This is a genomic window from Rhodococcus sp. Chr-9 (assembly GCF_000801125.1).
In the GTDB taxonomy this organism is placed as follows: domain Bacteria; phylum Actinomycetota; class Actinomycetes; order Mycobacteriales; family Mycobacteriaceae; genus Rhodococcus; species Rhodococcus pyridinivorans.
In genome coordinates this window covers 109846-125871 of sequence record NZ_JTIZ01000131.1, presented here as the reverse complement: position 1 = coordinate 125871, position 16026 = coordinate 109846, and the positions used below count along the sequence as shown (strand labels likewise).

Genomic DNA, 16026 nt, shown 5'->3' with positions numbered 1-16026 from the left:
TACCCGTCGGGTCTGCGTCACAGGAGCGTCCCATGTCGAACGATTTCACCCTGGTCCCCGTCGTCGACGAGGGGCTGGGCAACTCCACCTACCTCCTCGATCTCGGCGAAGGCCGCGCACTGGTGCTCGATCCCGAGCGGGACCTGCGCCGGGTTCGCACCGAGGCCCAAACCCGAAACCTGACCATCGCCTACGCCGTGGAAACCCACCTGCACGCCGACTTCATCTCTGGAGCACGTGAACTCGCGGCACTCGACGGCGCGACGGTGCTGGCCCCCGACGTGGGCCCGCGAGGATTCGACGTCACCGCTCTGGCCGACGGCGACACCGTCGAGCTCGGGGCGTTCACCCTGCAGGCGCTGTTCACGCCGGGGCACTCGCCGGAACACCTGTCCTATCTGCTGTACGAGGGCGATCGGCTACTCGGGGTGTTCACCGGCGGCTCTCTGATGGTGGGTACCGCCGGCCGCACCGATCTGGTCAGTCCCGATCGGACGGTGCCGCTGGCCCGCGCCCAGTACCACTCCCTGCAGAAGCTGATGGAACTTCCCGACGACACCCCGGTGTGGCCCACCCACGGGGCCGGCTCGTTCTGCTCGTCCTCACTCACCGGCGACCGGGTGAGCACCATCGGCAAGGAACGGGCTACCAACCCGTTGCTGCAGGTCGCAGGCGAGGACGAATTCGTCGATGCCCTGCTCGACTCGCTCGGCACGTTCCCCGACTACTTCCTGCGCCTGGGCGAGATCAACCACAAGGGACCCGCCATCCTCGGCGCTACCCCCGCACTGACCCCGCTGAGCACCGACGAAATCGACGATCTCGTCGCAGACGGAGCACAGCTGGTGGATGTGCGCGCCGCCGCCGACTACGCAGCCGGCCACATCCCCGGCGCGCTGTCGATCACATTGCGCCCGGTCTTCGCTACCTGGCTGGGCTGGCTGGTCGACCCGAACCGGCCGGTGATCATCGTCCGCGACGTCGTCCAAGACCCCGACGACATCGCCTGGGAAGCGGCCAAGGTCGGCTTCGATTCGCTCGCCGGAGAACTGGACGGCGGCATGAAAGCGTGGCGTGGCAGCACCGAACCTGCAGCGACGATCGAGCTTCTCGACGCAGACCGTCTGGCCACCACATCACCGGCGACCCTGCTCGATATCCGTCAGCGAGGCGAGTTCGCGTCCGGTCACGTCCCCGGTGCCCGGCACATCGAGCTGGGAGCGCTGCGCGCTCACCTGGACGAGCTGCCGGACGGGCCCGTTGCGGTCATGTGCGGGCACGGCGAACGTGCCATGAGTGCCGCGAGCATCCTCGAGAACGCCACCCGCACAGACGTTCGGGTTCTCGCCGGGTGTCCGGCAGACTATGCCCGTGCGATGGGGCAGGAACTGCGGGGGGAGGAATGAGGTCACGAACCACACCGCGTCCGGTCCTGGGACTGCGTGAAAACGCCGCCCAGTTCAGCCTGCTCGTCGCCGTCAACGCGCTCGTCGGCGGGATGGTCGGCCAGCAGCAGACCGTGCTGCCGTTGCTCGCCGATGGCGAATTCGGGCTCACCGGTTACACATTCATATTCACCTACGTTGCGGCCTTCGGGATCACCAAAGCGGTCGCCAACTATTTCGCCGGGACCTTCTCCGACCGCTACGGCCGCAAACCGGTCCTGCTGGTGGGCTGGCTGTTCGCGGTGCCGGTGCCGCTGATGCTCATTCTCGCTCCGAACTGGGGTTGGATCGTGGCGGCCAACGTGCTCCTGGGGATCAATCAGGGTCTGACGTGGTCGACGACCGTCGTGATGAAGATCGACCTGGTCGGTCCGGCCAAGCGCGGTCTGGCGATGGGACTGAACGAGGCCGCCGGTTACGGGGCGGTGGCGGTGTCCTCCCTGTTGGCCGGCTATCTCGCCCAGCAGTACGGGCTGCGTCCCGCGCCGTTTCTGCTCGGTCTGGCCTACACCGCCCTCGCCCTGATGTTGTCGGGCTTCTTCGTGCGCGAGACCCGCGACTACGCGCGCCTCGAGGCAGCCGGGCACGCACCGCGTTCGGACGGTCTCCATGACCATCTACACGCCGGCCTGACCAACCGGCAGATCGCCCTCGAAACAAGCCTGACCGAACCGGCCCTGGCGTCGGCCAGTCACGCCGGGCTGGTGAACAACCTCAACTTCGGGCTCTCGTGGGGTCTGTTCCCGCTGCTGTTCGCGACCGCCGATCTGAGCCCCAGCCGGATCGGGCTGCTGTTCGCTCTCTATCCCGCGGTGTGGGGTGCCGGTCAACTCGTGACCGGTGCACTGTCGGACCGGATCGGGCGCAAGCACCTGATCACCGCCGGGATGACGCTGCAGGCCGCCGCGCTCGCTGTAATCGCCGCCTCCGCAGGTTTCGCAGGGTGGGCGCTCGGTGCTGTGCTGCTCGGTGCTGGGACGGCGATGGTGTACCCGACGCTGCTGGCCGTGGTCGGTGACGTCGCGCATCCGGTATGGCGTGGCCGTGCGGTGGGGATCTACCGGGTCTGGCGCGACAGCGGATACGCCGTCGGCGCGATCTTCGGTGGCATCGTCGCGGACCTGATGGGGATGCACGCCGCGGTGTGGGCGGCTGCCGTGGTCACCGCTGCCGCCGCAGTACTTGTCGCGGTCCGCATGTACGAAACGCATCCGGCGCCCAGTCGGGTGCGGGCACCGTCGGCGGCATCGGCCGACCGGACGGGATGACGACGGGGGCAGCGGAATGTCGTGGCGTGTGCGGAGCCGGCCGTGCACGGCGGTGACGGTCGGGTGGACCGCGCGGCGATCCTCGCCGAGTACGACCGCGTCGCCGCGGATCTGCGCCACCTCGTCGCTTCGGCGGACGGAGCGGCACGGCGACGGCCGTCGCACGGCACCCGATGGACGAACGAGCAGCTGCTCTTCCACATGGTCTTCGGCTACATGGTGGTGCGTCGGCTCCTGGTGCTGGTGCGGCTGATCGGCCGGCTTCCCGATCGGATCGGAAGCGGCTTCGCCGCGCTGCTCGACGCCGGGACCCCGATTTTCGATGCCGTGAACTATCTTGGCGCCGTCGGGGGTGCCCGGGTGTTTCACGGTGACGCGCTGGTGCGCCGCAGCGATCGGGTGATCGGCGCGCTGCACCGTTCCCTGGAGCGGGAACCGGAGGTGAACTTCGGTCTGCGCATGCGATATCCGACGAGATGGGATCCGTTCTTCTCTCGATACATGGACCTCGAGGACATCTACCGGTATCCCACCCGGCACTACGACTTCCATCGCGACCAGCTCACCCTCGACGGAAGGTGACGCACCGGGTCGCCCCAGTCGATCGGCCCATCGGCTCGTTCAACCGGCAACGGGTTCGGTGACGCCGATGGCGAGGGCGCCCATGATCTTCGGAGCACCCTTCTCGTAGAAGGTGTCGAGGTCGCGGATCTCGAAGCCCGCGGCCCGCACTAGGGTCGGGATGTCGCGGGTCAGGTGGCAGCCGCCGGCGACGGTCTTCTGGATCGGTTCGAAGCGGTACTGCCACCGCCGCACCTTCTCGTGTGGGGCCAGCCCGTGCTCGACGAAGTGCAGGGTGCCGCCCGGTTTGAGGACTCGTCGTACCTCCCGCAACGCGGCATCCACGTCGGAATCGTGCACATCGTCCAGGTCGACGCCCCGATCGGTCCCGATCGTCTAGCTGGTGCGCTGCTGCTGGCCGACCCCGGGTTCGTCGGGTACGGTGCTCGCACCCAAGCTCTGCGCTACGAGGAGAAGACGAGCACCTTCACTCCGGTCGACTCGGGCCGCGCCGGGCCCGCACCCCGAGCCGATTTCGACGAGACCGATCCGATCTACTCCATCTGCTTCGTCGGCGACATCGTCCGCGCCCCCGGCAAGTCCGTCGATCTGCACGGTCGCTACGCCACCGCAGCCTACAAGCCGACAGGCAAGTCCGTCGCGTACACCTACGGACAGCTCATGGCCACTGAAGAAAGGTGGTAACCAAGCCTACGACCTCGGGTGCCGGGTCCTGCCGGCACCCGCCAACCTGGTCCTGGCTGCAGTGGTCGGCGCCCACAACTGTCGAGATGCAGTGAAGACTGACAGGACACGCCGCTGCAGATTGACAGAGGCTGGGCGAGGCGAGAGCGCCAGTCAAGTTTCATTCCGGGAAACCTCAGGTCAGCGGCCTTATAAGCCTCAGGGCGCCCAGTTAATCTGTTCCGCCCATCTCGCTAATCTTCGCTGCATCTCGACACCTACAACTGTAGGTTCCCGCCGGACGTGTCAGTAGGGCGGCGCACTGACTTGCGGTTTTCCAAGTTCGTGTCAGCCAGGGATTCTCGCGATCTTGTCGGAATCCTCAGAAATTCCGGTCCCGTCCTACTGACCATTCCAGAATGACCTCACATGTTCGCGGGGGCGTCCGCTCGACAACGGGATCAACTCGGTCCTACCTGCCGACAGCAGTTTCTAGTAGCCCATCACGGCGTGTGCGCTGCGATGCTGAACGATACGCGGTGGCGCGTACGGTGCCGGCCAGATCTGCAGCTTGTATCTCTCGACCACCTCGTCGACGACGAGATCCCACGCCAGGTCGCGTCCTGCTGCATAGGCGCGGACCCGGTAGGTTCCGGTGCCGGCCGAGAGCACCGTGTCCGGGAATCCGTCGACGGGTTCCTCCGCGCCGGTGAGCACCGTGGCGATATCCGAGTAGGTCTGCAGCGATACTTCCTCGATGTCTTCCCACCCACTGTCGACAAGTTCGGGAGCATCACCGAGGACCTCGACCTGCAGATCGAGTGGTCCCATGGACATCCCCGTGTACACGTAGACCATCCCGGTGTCGGCAGCGAGCAGACCGAAGCCTGGTTCGGGCAAGGGAGGAAGTTCTTCCCAGGCCCGATCGTCCGCGTCTTTCACACAGAACATCCGGTCGACGTTGGCTCTGCCGGTGTACACCATCGTGCCTGTCTCCTTCTGCAACCGGAGCAGTCGATCAGCAGATGACCGACCGTCCATCTCGGTGGTCCGTGCCCCTCGCGCATCATAGGAAGAGGCTGGCTGATTACCGAGGTAGCGCGGTGGCGAAAGTGGGGTTGCATTGTCCGATTGCGCTGATCGGCGGTGCTCAAGGTTCGCGTCAGGCCCGGCGTGACCACGGTTGGTGGCCCGACCAGAACATCCCGGAATAGTGCCGCCGATGGGGGTGGCTGCGGACTTTCCGGACTGGCAGTCCCCGGATCACCCGATGGGGATCCGCCGAAGCGAGGGTCGTCGCGACAGCGAGAGCCTGAGTCCTGCACGTACCTGACCTCAACATCGCTGGTCCGGGGCACTTTTCAGGGTCCCGCTACTGACACGAATTTGAGAAATCGACACGCCGCTGACAGGCAACTGACACGAAATCGAGAAACTGACACCGAAAACGAGAACCTACAACAACCGGACAAATCTGGCAAGCGTCGCGTACTGGGGTATGTCACTCATGATTTGTGCGGGGTCGGTGCTGATAATTGGCATTAGCGCACCATCGCGCCCGAAACCCCAGCTGAGCGCGTTTTCCGGTGGAAACCTGTCCGAACGGGACGGTAGGCTGCGTGTTCGTGCCCGACGAGCTGCTCACGCGCCACCCCGACGACGTTTCCGTGCCTGTACCGGCCTCCGGTGACCCCGCCATGCCGTCGCTCGCGCCGGAGACTCTGTCCCAGGTGGTCGGGGCGGCGGCGCGGTCGCGCTCGGAGTCGACCCGGCGTAACTACGCCGCCGACTGGCAACGCTTCGCCGCGTGGTGCGCGCAGGAAGGCCATGTGGCGTTGCCGGCGCATCCGCTGACCGTCGCCGCCTATCTCCTCGAGGCCTCCGCGACCGTCACGGAGACGGGGGAGCGGGCCTATTCCCCGGCGACCCTGGCGCGGTGGGTCGCGGGGATCGGCTACCACCATCGCCGCGCCGGCCATCCCGCTCCCGGCAGCGACGAACTGGTCACCGCGACCTTGTCCGGGATCCGCCGCGATTACGCCGCGGCGGGGGAGCGGCCCCGCAGTCCGCGGGCGCCGTTGCTCACCGCCGACATCGTCACCATCGTCGAGAAGATGCGGGCGGACTGTGGCAGCTGGGCCGCGGAGGTCCTCGAACGCCGCGACAGTGCCATTCTCTTGTTGGGGTTCGCCGGGGCGTTCCGGCGCAGCGAACTCGTCGCGCTGACCTGCAGCGACATCTCGCTGCACCGGCTCGACGGGCTGCACATCAAACTCCGGAAATCGAAGACGGATCAGGAAGGGCGGGGGAGTATCCGGGCTCTGCCGTTCACGCACAGCCACGTCAGTTGCCCGCCGTGTGCGTGGATGCGGTGGGCACAGGTCGTCGCCGCCTTCGACGCCGGCGGCCGCCCCGCCGTCATCCGCCTGCTCCGCACCGCCAAACCCTTCGAGGCGCACGTGTGCCGGGGATCCCGTCCCCGCATGGTCCCGGCATCACCACTGTTGCGGTCGATCCGCAAGAACGGCAACCTCTCCGACACCGCCCTGTCGGGGGCGGCGGTACACAAAGCGATCCGCCGCCGCGCCGCACAGGCCGGCTACGACCCCGACACCGTCCAGCAGCTCGGTGGGCACTCGCTGCGGGCCGGATTCGTCACCCAGGCCTTCCGCAACGGCGCCAGCGCGCACGCGATCATGCGCCAGACCGGGCACACCACCCCCGCCATGCTCGAAACCTACGCCCGCGAACACGCCCCACTCATCGGGAACGCTGTGACGAATCTCGGATTGTGACCGCGATGAACCACACTGGCCGCGAATCCTCCTCCCGCAACGTTGTTCACGCCGCCGACCTCGGTCTGCGGATCCCGGCCCGCTACCGCCACGACTGGGCACTGTTCGCCGACTGGTGCGCCGCCGCCGACCGCCAGCCCATTCCCGCCGCCCCTGAGACCCTGGCGCTGTTTCTGCACGAACATCCGGCCACGGTCGCGACGCAGCGACGCCGTCTGTCGGCGATCAACGCCGTCCACACCGGACACGGCTATCCCGCCCCGGGACGCACCGAGACGGTGCGCCGGCACCTCGATGCCGCTCGTGCTCAGCGCCTCGACCGGCTCGGACGCCTGTTACTGCAGCGAGCGACCGAACTACCCACCGAAGGGTGGCCGAGCGGACTGTTCGGCCGCCGCGACGCCCTGCTGCTGGTTCTCGCCGCCACCGGGATGAGCTTTACCGACCTCACCTGGCTGCGCCGCCGCGACCTCCGCCTCGACGACGACACCCTCCAGGTCACGACCCGGGCCGGCGAACGATTCCGGCTCGCACCGGATCCCGAAACGGGGGACAACCCGGCAGCCGCGATCTATCGGCGGTGGGCGGAGATTCAGGCGTTTCTCGACCAATATCCCGGCACCCATCTGCTGCGCCATCACCTCACCGACCCGGTCGATGTCGTCGCGGATCCGCTCGATGCGGAACAGGGCCGGCAACCGCTGTTGTGTCCGATCGACCGCTGGGGACACCTCCCACACGCACAACCGATGACCCCACAGTCAATCTCGGCCTTGGTGCGGGCGCATTTGTCCGGCCGCGCTCCGACGCGTCGGACGCTTCCGGTTCCCCGGCTAGATGACACCAGCCCTGGGGTTGAACCCGAGATCGAACTCGATCCCGAGTACTACGCTCGCGGCACCTCCGCCCGACGCCGCGACCACGAGGCACTCGAAGACCTTGATGATCTCTTCCACGAGATCGAACAACGAGCCGACACGATGCTCCAGGAGTTGATGGGAGTCCTGGAGGGGCTGTAGGCGTTCTCCCCAACTGCGAGCCAGTCCGGTCCACGCTGTTCACGCGTGCGCAGTGCAACGATCCGTCGATCCACCGAGGTACGGATCGGCATCGTGTGCGGGTGGGAATAACCGGTCGTATCATCCTGCCTCGCCCTCGGTCTGGTAGCGGGTCACCCAAGTGGACACCCACTCGCGGGAAAACCCATTGCGCTGGCGATTTGCGCTTTGGGCCAGTCGTCTCGGTGGCCCTCGACGATGGGCAATCTTCCGAGATAAGTCGTGCGGGCATTACGTAGGACACGAGANGGTACAGCTAGCTGGTGGTGAAGAAGCTGGGATTACCGGTGAAACCTGCAGATACCGACCACAATCCGTCGGCTCCGGCCGGAACAGCAACGCAGACGTTCCCTTCCGCGATCCCACCGGGATAGACCTCGTCCACGTCATTGAGGTTATCGGGGATCACGCCGCAGCTGTCGCTGTACGTCTTGTTGTCCGAGCCGACGAACTTGACCGTCAGATCGGTCCAGGCGAGTCCGGTGTCATTACCGGTATAGGTTGCCGTGACCGGCACGATCCAAAATTCCATTCCCGGCGCCGGAGGATCGTTGAACGGGTTTTCGGCGCTGACCTCATCGCCGGCCTCGCGTGGAGTACCAAGGACGATGTTCCACTCGTCGTTGACGACCGTCGCGCCGATGGGAAGGGGGTTGTCCCGGCTGCCGGGAGCGTCTTGGCTGTCGCCGCTTGTCACGGGACTATCGCCGGACGTGGATTCGGCTACCGATAGGTCCGATCCGCCGAACGCTTCGTCAACAGCATCTGTGACCACGGTGAAGAAGACGATGAAACCGACAATGGTGCCCACGATCGCGATGATGACTGCAGCGATGCTTGTGCCTTTGGCTTTGCCGGATTGGAATAGACCCACGATGCCGAGGATGAAAGCGATCGGGAGCAGAATCCACCCGACGATGAGAGCACCGGGAATGCAGGCGAAGACGAAGCCGATCACGGCCGTGATGACAGCAATCAAGCCGACGGTGTTCTTCTGCTTCACCGGCTGCTGAGGATTCGGGGGGTAGGCGGCGTAATCTGGCGGCGGCATGGTCATGGTCGTGTCCTCTATCAGTGTCATGTTTTTGTCGCGCGGAGAAGCCCGTCTGCGCCCGGAGCAATGCTGCTCTGGGTGATCCGACATCCACCTGCGACTGCCTTGTTTTCGAGACGTACTCCCCGAAGTACTTGCTCAGATGTAAGCAGACACCAGTGACAAACACGAAAACGTGTTTGTCACAGATGAGTGATTCCCTGGCGGGTTGAGGGCGGTCCCCGCCAGTTTTCCAGGGACCGTCGTTTTCGCTATGAGTGGATTCCGGGCACTGGTCAGCGGGGTTATCGGCGCGGACGCGAACCATCGGTCCAGCTCATTCGTGGTGTGCTCGACCTGCACCGATGGAAGGACTGTGGTTGACNTGCGCGACGGCGAGAAGCTGTCTCTCGGTGAGGTCGAACTCGAAATTCTCTCCACCCCGGGCCACACCTGGGAATCGATCTCGGTGCTGGTGCGCGAACACCCCGATGCCGTCCCGTCGGCGGTGCTCACCGGCGACTCGCTGTTCATCGGCGATGTCGGCCGCCCCGACCTGGTCAACCTCGGCGACGGCTCCACCAGCGATCTGGCGCGGGCGATGTATCACACCGTGCACGAGAAGCTGCTGACCTTGCCCGACCAGGTCGTGGTCATGCCTGCTCACGGTGCCGGTTCGTCGTGCGGCAAGAACCTGTCGACCGAGCTGACCTCGACCATCGGAGAGCAGCGCGTGACCAATCCGTCAGTGCAGCCGATGAGCGAGGACGATTTCGTCGCCCTGGTCACCGACGGGCAGCCGGCCGCCCCGTCGTACTTCTCGGTCGACGCCGCGATGAACAAGCGGATGCACCCGCTTCTGTTGCAGGACCGCACCATTCCCGAGCTGAGCCCCGAGCAGGTGAAGGCCGAACTCGAGGCCGGCACGCGTGTTCTCGATGCGAGAAGCGTCGACGATTTCGCCGCCGGGCATCTGCGCGGATCGGTCAACGTCGGGTTCGACGGGCGTTTCGCCGAGACCGGCGGCATGGTCGCCGAGGTCGGCGAGAAGATCGTGCTGATCACCTATCCCGGTGAGGAGCAGGACGCCGCGGTGCGCCTGGCGCGAATCGGATCCGACGGTGCCGCAGGTTATCTGAACGTCGACCGGGACGGGGCCTTCCCCGCGGAGCTGGCCGGCCTGATCGAGGCCGCACCCCGGACGACCGTCGAGGAACTCGACCGCTTGCTCGCCGCCGACGCGGTCACCCTCGTCGACATCCGCAACCCCGGTGAGCGCGAGTTCGGGACGATTCCGGGCGCGGTGCCGATCCCGTTGGCGCAGTTGCGGGCCCGTCTGGACCAGGTTCCCGCCGGCAAGCCGATCGTGGTGCACTGTGCCGGTGGATGGCGTTCGAGCGTGGCGGCTTCGCTGCTGCGGGCCCAGGGCTTCGAGAACGTCACGGATCTGCTCGGCGGCTACAACGCGTGGGCCGAATCTCACGTCCCTGCCTGATCATTCCGGCCCGGAGAAAGGAACGGAAACGANCGACGAAGAACCTCACGATGGCGGACTTCGAATCCACCATCGTCGGCAACGACATCGTTCTCGTCGACTTCTGGGCGTCGTGGTGCGGCCCGTGCCGTGCCTTCGCCCCGGTCTTCGACAAGTCGTCGCAGGCACACCCCGAGATCGTGCATGCCAAGGTCGACACCGAGGCCGAGCAGCAGCTCGCCGCCATGGCGAACATCCGCTCGATTCCGACGATCATGGCATTCCGAGAAGGTGTGCTCGTCTACTCACAGCCCGGCGCGTTGCCGGCACCGGCTCTCGAGGACCTGATCACCCGGATCGAGGCCCTCGACATGACCGAGATCCACGACCAGGTTGCCGGACAACGCGCAGCCTCCCGCTCCTGACCCTTCGCCGGGTCCGTAGCGAACTCTCATCGAGGAGGACTCTCATGTGTTACCCCGTCGCCTGCCCGAACTGCGCAAAGACCGGATGGGGCGGATGCGGACAGCATGTCGACGCCGTCATGCGTTCGGTGCCCGCCGCCGATCGCTGCACCTGCGGTCAGGACACCGTCCCGGCCCGCGCCGAGCGTCGAAGCGTGCGGTCGCTCTTCCGTCGCTGACCTCGGTCGCAACCATGGAGACGGCGTACGAACCGGAACCGGCCGTAGCCGTCGGCCCCGACCCGGAGGCCGGGACGTGAGCCCCAGGGCCACGCCCCGGCCTCCGGTGCTGGGTCTGCGGGCCAACGCCGCCCAGTTCACCCTGCTGGTGGCGGTCAACGCCCTGGTGGGAGGCATGGTCGGTCAGCAACAGACCGTTCTTCCGCTGCTTGCCGAGAACGAATTCGGGCTGAGCGGTTACACATTCATCTTCACCTACGTGGCAGCCTTCGGGATCACCAAGGCTGCCGCAAACTACTTCGCCGGGACCTTCTCCGACCGCTACGGGCGCAAACCGGTGCTGCTGGTGGGATGGTTGTTCGCCCTGCCGGTACCTCTCATGCTGATTCTCGCCACCGACTGGTGGTGGGTGGTAGCCGCGAACGTACTGTTGGGTATCAACCAGGGGCTCACCTGGTCGACGACCGTGGTGATGAAGATCGATCTGGTCGGTCCGGCCCGGCGCGGTCTGGCCATGGGACTCAACGAAGCTGCAGGTTACGGCGCTGTCGCGGTGACATCGCTGTTCGCCGGTTATCTGGCCGAGCATTTCGGTCTGCGCCCCGCACCCTTCCTGCTGGGGCTCGCGTACACCGCCCTGGCGTTGGTGTTGTCGGGTTTCTTCGTGAAGGAGACCCGGGATCACGCGTTGCTCGACGCCGGGCAACATGTGGCCCGCGCCGACGGAATCCACGATCACCTTCACGCCGACCTGACCGACCGTGAGATCGTGGTCCAGACCAGTCTTCGGGAACCCGCTCTGTCCTCGGCGAGTCAGGCGGGATTGGTCAACAACCTCAATTTCGGTCTCTCGTGGGGGTTGTTCCCCCTGTTGTTCGCCACCGCGGACCTCACCGTTGCACAGATCGGCCTGCTGTTCGCCCTTTATCCAGGAGTGTGGGGCGCGGGACAATTGGTCACCGGAGCCCTTTCGGACCGGATCGGCCGGAAGCACCTGATCACCGCGGGAATGGCCACGCAGGCGGTCGCCCTGGCGGTCATCGCGCTGAGCGACGCATTCGCGGGCTGGGCGACCGGCACCGTACTGCTGGGTGCGGGCACCGCCATGGTCTATCCCACCCTGCTGGCCGTGATCGGCGACGTCGCCCATCCGGTCTGGCGAGGCCGGGCCGTCGGCGTCTACCGCGTCTGGCGCGATCTGGGCTACGCGGTCGGGGCAGTCCTCGGCGGGATCGTCGCCGACCTGATGGGTCTGCACGCCGCGGTCGGAGTCGCTGCGGCCGTCAGCGCAACCTCCGCGCTGATCGTCGCTCTCCGGATGTACGAAACACACCGGCCGATGGACGCTGCTCGGTAGCAGTCAGGGCGAGCCGGGCACGTCCGATGACGAGTCGGCAGAGATCTCGGGCCCCGAACCGGTGGGGGCGGAGGCCGCGATACCGGCACGGTCGAGGGTGTCTTCGGTCAGTGAGCGACCCAGCGCGATCATGTCCGCAGCCTTGTGGAAGTCGAGGCTTCGACACGCGGTTCGTGGCACCTCGACGAGGATGTCGGGCGGATAGGCCGCCAACTGGAACCGGGACAGCGCCGACTGCATGATGTCGAGCGACCGGTTCATCACCGCGACGCGTCCGAACTTCGGGACGAGCGCATCGTCGGTGTCGACATCTCCGGCGTCCTCGGCAGCCACCTCCGGTGGCTCGTCGCTCGCCGCACCGGTCGAGAACCGGTTGACCACCGACCGCACGATGTCGGTGTCGAGCATCTGGTTGGCGCTGCGCCGGAAACGTGCCTTCCATTCCTCGATGGGACGTGCTTCCGAGCTTGCGTTCTCGGGTGAGTGCGCCGCGCCGTGTTCCTCCCCACCGAGACTGACCCCGATCGTGAGGTCGGCGGGCATGCCGACCGTCGGTGCGATCGGCAGAGGCGACAGGGTGCCGCCGTCGGTGAGGACACGGCCGTTGAGTATCACCGGCGTGATGACGCCGGGTATCGCGATGGACGCCCGGATCGCCGAGTGGACGGGACCTCGCTGGAACCAGACAGCGCGACCTGCGGCGAGATCGGTGGCGACCGCGGTGAAGGGAATCGGAAGTTCTTCGATCACCGCGTCGCCGAGGATCTCCCGCATCTTGGACAGGATCCGCTCCGCGCGGATCGCGCCGGGAGCCGAGACGGACAGGTCGAGCAGGCGCACGACATCCATCTGGGACAGGCCGGTGGCCCATTCGGTGTACGGGTCCATCGCGCCTGCCGCATAGACACCACCGACCAGCGCACCCATCGAAGCGCCTGAGACTCCGACGATTTCGAGACCGCGTTCCTCGATCGCCCGGATGGCGCCGATGTGGGCGTACCCGCGGGCGCCGCCACTGCCGAGGGCGAGCGCCACGCGTGTCCGTCCGGCCATGGGTCCGATGGTACGCAGCACCCTCGTCGATATCCGACGGGAACGCAGTCGTCGTGTCGCACACGGTGCCGGACTTCGGGAGGAATGTTCGGCGGTCGCACCGCACACTGGAACCCGTGGGGTGGATGGACGACATCGTGCCCGTACCTACCAGCGAAGGAGTCGCATGCGTTTCGGACTGTTCGTTCCTCAAGGTTGGCGCCTGGACCTCGTCGACATCGATCCCTCCGACCATTGGCGGGTGATGCGCGATCTCGCCGTCCGTGCCGACGCCGGGCCGTGGGAATCGATCTGGGTGTACGACCACTTCCACACCGTCCCTGCGCCCACCGATGAGGCCACCCACGAGGCATGGAGCCTCGTGTCGGCCTTCGCTGCCGTCACCGAGCGGGTGCGCATCGGCCAGATGTGCACCGCCATGGCCTACCGCAACCCCGCCTATCTCGCGAAGGTCGCCGCCACCGCCGACATCATCTCCGGTGGGCGCATCGAGATGGGGATCGGTGGCGGATGGTACGAGCACGAATGGCGTGCATACGGTTACGGTTTCCCGTCGGCGGGTGAGCGACTCCGCCGGCTCGACGAGGGCGTGCAGATCTTCCGCCAGGCCTGGACCACGGGTTCCGCGACACTCTCGGGCAGGCACTACACCGTCGACGGAGCCATCGTCCGTCCGCTTCCGCTGCAGGAGGGCGGCATTCCGCTGTGGATCGCCGGTGGCGGCGAGAAGGTGACCCTGAAGATCGCCGCGAAGTACGCGCAGTACACCAACTTCGACGGCACACCCGAAGGATTCGCGCGCAAGTCCGAGATCCTGCGCGAGCACTGCGCCGAGGTCGGCACCGACTTCGGCGCCATCGTGCGATCGGCCAACTACAACGTGGCGATCGGCCGCACCGAAGCCGAGGTGCAGGACCGGCTCGAGGCACTGCGGGCCCGTCTCGAACCGATCGTCGGAGCGGAGAAGGCCGACGGGGCGCTCGACGCCTTCCGGGGGATGCCCGCCGTCGGCACTCCCGAGCAGATCGTCGAGAACCTCACCGCACTGAAGAAGCAGGGGCTCGAGTACGCGATCTTCTACCTTCCCGAGGCCGCCTACGACACCTCGGGGCTGGAACTGCTCGAGAAGGAAGTGCTCCCGCACCTCGCGTGATCCCCACGGCCCCCGAGGGCCACAGCGCTGAGAACTACAGCGCCCGAGGACTACAGCGCCCGAGGACTACAGCGCTGAGAACTACAGGGGCCAGCCGTCCACGGGTCCGGGTGGGTCGTCGGCCGACAGTCCGGCGACCCACACGTCCCGCAGCACGCCCCGCTGGAGCAGGCCGTTGCGGGCAATGCCCTCGTACCGGAACCCGACCCGTCGCGCGACGAGCGCCGAGGCGTCGTTCCCGACGAATGCGCGCCAGGCGACCCGCGGGACGTTCATGCCGTCCTGCGCGAAGGCGAAGCCACATGCCAGTCGCACCGCGGCCGTCGCCGTACCCCGGCCTCGGGCCGTCGGTGCGATCCAGTAGCCGATCTCCGGATCGGCACTCTCACGCGGGACGAATCCGACCATGCCGCAGAACATCCCATCCGCGGAGCTTCGTACGGCCCAATCGGGGAAACCGTTCGCCCACTTGGCCGGAACGACGTCCTCGACGAAGTGCAGTGCGTCGGCCCGGGTGTAGGGGGAGGGCACGGTGGTCCACCGGGCGATCAGAGGATCCCGGCACGCCTCGGTGATGGCGTCGACGTCGGCCGGACCCGGTGGCGAGAGCACCACCGCACCGTCGGTCAGCGTGCGTACTTCCATGTCACCGCAGTCCTGTGTCACCGCAGCTCGGGCGGCAGTTCCTTGCTCGCCAGTTCGAGGCGACGCTCGTCGTTGGCGTCGACCTGGTCCACCATCTTCAGCTTGTCCTTCAGCACGCGCCACTCCACTTCGGGGATCTGCGCGACCGCGTCGGCGATGACCTTCTGATCACGGGTACCCCAGGCGATCGGCATGGGGCCGACCATCTGCCACACCCCCGAGTCGTTGCGGGTCGTGCGGTCGGAAAGGACCGCGGCACACGGCACGCGCTCACCGATCGCGATCCGGTGACCCGGCACCGCCTCCACGTTGCGGGTGACCAGGGCGAAGTGCCGGCCGGACGTCTCGGGCTTGGCGATGTCGACGAGCGCGAGCAGCGTCAGCCCGCGGGCACGCTCGGCGGCGACGACGGCCGGGACGAGAGGGCTGTCGCGGTAGAGCTGTTCGATGGTCCCCACCTTGCGCGGCGCCCACAGCGCCACCCACACCGACGTCGCGGCCGCGACCGCCAGCACGGCGGCGACGATGTACGCCCAGGCTTCGCCGAGCAGGAACAGACCCGCCGCACCCGCGACGCACACCAGGCCGACGAATATCGCCGACCACCGCAGACGACGGACATCCGCGAGGGTCTGGTTCACGGCCTTGGCATGGGGCAGGTCCACAGGGAAGTCGAAGCGGCGCACGCCGCCAGCTTATTGGAGCCCTTGGGCCGACCACTGTCGGCCTCCGGCGGCGAGCCCGACCACGACGGGCTCGAGCAGAATGCGCACAACGGCGCTTTCGCGCGCAACGGTGACTCGGTGAGGGACGTGGCCACACACTCTGCTGTAGCAGAGATCACACAACCCTCACGG

The 16026-nt window shown here is 66.7% G+C and carries 16 protein-coding genes and 1 pseudogene; 11 read left to right on the top strand and 6 right to left on the bottom strand.

What is annotated here, in order from left to right:
* Positions 1–32 precede the first annotated feature (32 nt).
* From QR64_RS23665 to QR64_RS23655, 3 genes are read left to right on the top strand one after another with little or no spacing between them, the layout of a single operon-like run.
* On the top strand, positions 33–1406 hold the full coding sequence (locus QR64_RS23665) for an MBL fold metallo-hydrolase (protein WP_039587579.1): 1374 nt from the start codon (positions 33–35) through the stop codon (positions 1404–1406).
* On the top strand, positions 1403–2713 hold the full coding sequence (locus QR64_RS23660; RefSeq protein ID WP_039587578.1) for an MFS transporter: 1311 nt from the start codon (positions 1403–1405) through the stop codon (positions 2711–2713). Before QR64_RS23665 ends, QR64_RS23660 begins: the two co-directional genes overlap by 4 nt.
* A 21-nt stretch (positions 2714–2734) precedes the next feature.
* Positions 2735–3295 (top strand): DinB family protein, encoded by a 561-nt coding sequence (locus QR64_RS23655; protein WP_235367315.1) that lies wholly within the window; start codon positions 2735–2737, stop codon positions 3293–3295.
* A gap of 39 nt (positions 3296–3334) precedes the next feature.
* Here the strand turns inward: QR64_RS23655 and QR64_RS23650 are convergent.
* Positions 3335–3693, bottom strand: a pseudogene (locus QR64_RS23650) (class I SAM-dependent methyltransferase); the annotation flags it as partial.
* Here QR64_RS23650 and QR64_RS27095 point away from each other — a divergent pair.
* Positions 3629–3979, top strand: a complete 351-nt coding sequence (locus QR64_RS27095; protein WP_162483974.1) for a hypothetical protein — start codon at positions 3629–3631, stop codon at positions 3977–3979. The pseudogene QR64_RS23650 and the gene QR64_RS27095 sit on opposite strands and share 65 nt — an antisense overlap.
* Before the next feature lie 471 nt (positions 3980–4450).
* Here the strand turns inward: QR64_RS27095 and QR64_RS23645 are convergent, their stop codons facing one another.
* Positions 4451–4942: a hypothetical protein gene (locus QR64_RS23645; protein WP_039587577.1), complete on the bottom strand. Its 492-nt coding sequence runs from the start codon at positions 4940–4942 to the stop codon at positions 4451–4453.
* Between the two features lie 641 nt (positions 4943–5583).
* Here QR64_RS23645 and QR64_RS23640 point away from each other — a divergent pair.
* Together QR64_RS23640 and QR64_RS23635 are read left to right on the top strand one after the other, a co-directional pair.
* The gene (locus QR64_RS23640) at positions 5584–6753 is read left to right on the top strand and encodes a tyrosine-type recombinase/integrase (protein WP_039587711.1); all 1170 of its coding nucleotides are present in this window, start codon (positions 5584–5586) and stop codon (positions 6751–6753) included.
* Positions 6754–6758: 5 nt separating this feature from the next.
* Positions 6759–7772: a hypothetical protein gene (locus tag QR64_RS23635; RefSeq protein WP_039587709.1), complete on the top strand. Its 1014-nt coding sequence runs from the start codon at positions 6759–6761 to the stop codon at positions 7770–7772.
* Positions 7773–8067: 295 nt separating this feature from the next.
* On the opposite strand, the gene QR64_RS23630 is transcribed toward QR64_RS23635, so the two are convergent.
* Positions 8068–8868 (bottom strand): DUF308 domain-containing protein, encoded by an 801-nt coding sequence (locus QR64_RS23630; RefSeq protein WP_152641003.1) that lies wholly within the window; start codon positions 8866–8868, stop codon positions 8068–8070.
* A 362-nt stretch (positions 8869–9230) separates the two neighbouring features.
* On the opposite strand from QR64_RS23630, the gene QR64_RS23625 reads away from it, so the two are divergent.
* The 4 genes from QR64_RS23625 to QR64_RS23615 form a co-directional block, all read left to right on the top strand.
* Positions 9231–10339 (top strand): rhodanese-like domain-containing protein (locus tag QR64_RS23625; RefSeq protein ID WP_039587707.1); only part of this gene is annotated, 1109 nt, incomplete at its 5' end.
* 33 nt (positions 10340–10372) lie between these two features.
* A partial coding sequence (gene trxA, locus QR64_RS23620) for a thioredoxin (RefSeq protein ID WP_152641008.1) occupies positions 10373–10743 on the top strand: 371 nt, incomplete at its 5' end.
* Between the two features lie 44 nt (positions 10744–10787).
* Entirely contained in the window at positions 10788–10961 is a 174-nt protein-coding gene (locus QR64_RS27225) for a hypothetical protein (RefSeq protein WP_162836426.1), read from the top strand.
* A gap of 76 nt (positions 10962–11037) precedes the next feature.
* Positions 11038–12318 carry an MFS transporter gene (locus QR64_RS23615; protein WP_039587574.1) on the top strand — a complete coding sequence of 427 codons (1281 nt, stop codon included), beginning with the start codon at positions 11038–11040 and terminating at the stop codon, positions 12316–12318.
* A 3-nt stretch (positions 12319–12321) separates the two neighbouring features.
* Here the strand turns inward: QR64_RS23615 and QR64_RS23610 are convergent, their stop codons facing one another.
* The gene (locus QR64_RS23610) at positions 12322–13371 is read right to left on the bottom strand and encodes a patatin-like phospholipase family protein (protein WP_039587572.1); all 1050 of its coding nucleotides are present in this window, start codon (positions 13369–13371) and stop codon (positions 12322–12324) included.
* A gap of 166 nt (positions 13372–13537) precedes the next feature.
* Here QR64_RS23610 and QR64_RS23605 point away from each other — a divergent pair, with 166 nt between their 5' ends.
* A complete protein-coding gene (locus QR64_RS23605; protein ID WP_039587570.1) occupies positions 13538–14524 on the top strand; it encodes an LLM class F420-dependent oxidoreductase in 987 nt (328 codons plus the stop codon).
* Positions 14525–14605: 81 nt separating this feature from the next.
* Here the strand turns inward: QR64_RS23605 and QR64_RS23600 are convergent, their stop codons facing one another.
* Positions 14606–15169, bottom strand: a complete 564-nt coding sequence (locus QR64_RS23600; protein ID WP_039587568.1) for a GNAT family N-acetyltransferase — start codon at positions 15167–15169, stop codon at positions 14606–14608.
* 17 nt (positions 15170–15186) lie between these two features.
* Complete coding sequence (locus tag QR64_RS23595; RefSeq protein ID WP_006551690.1) at positions 15187–15855, bottom strand: DUF3239 domain-containing protein; 669 nt, start codon at positions 15853–15855, stop codon at positions 15187–15189.
* Positions 15856–16026 lie beyond the last annotated feature (171 nt).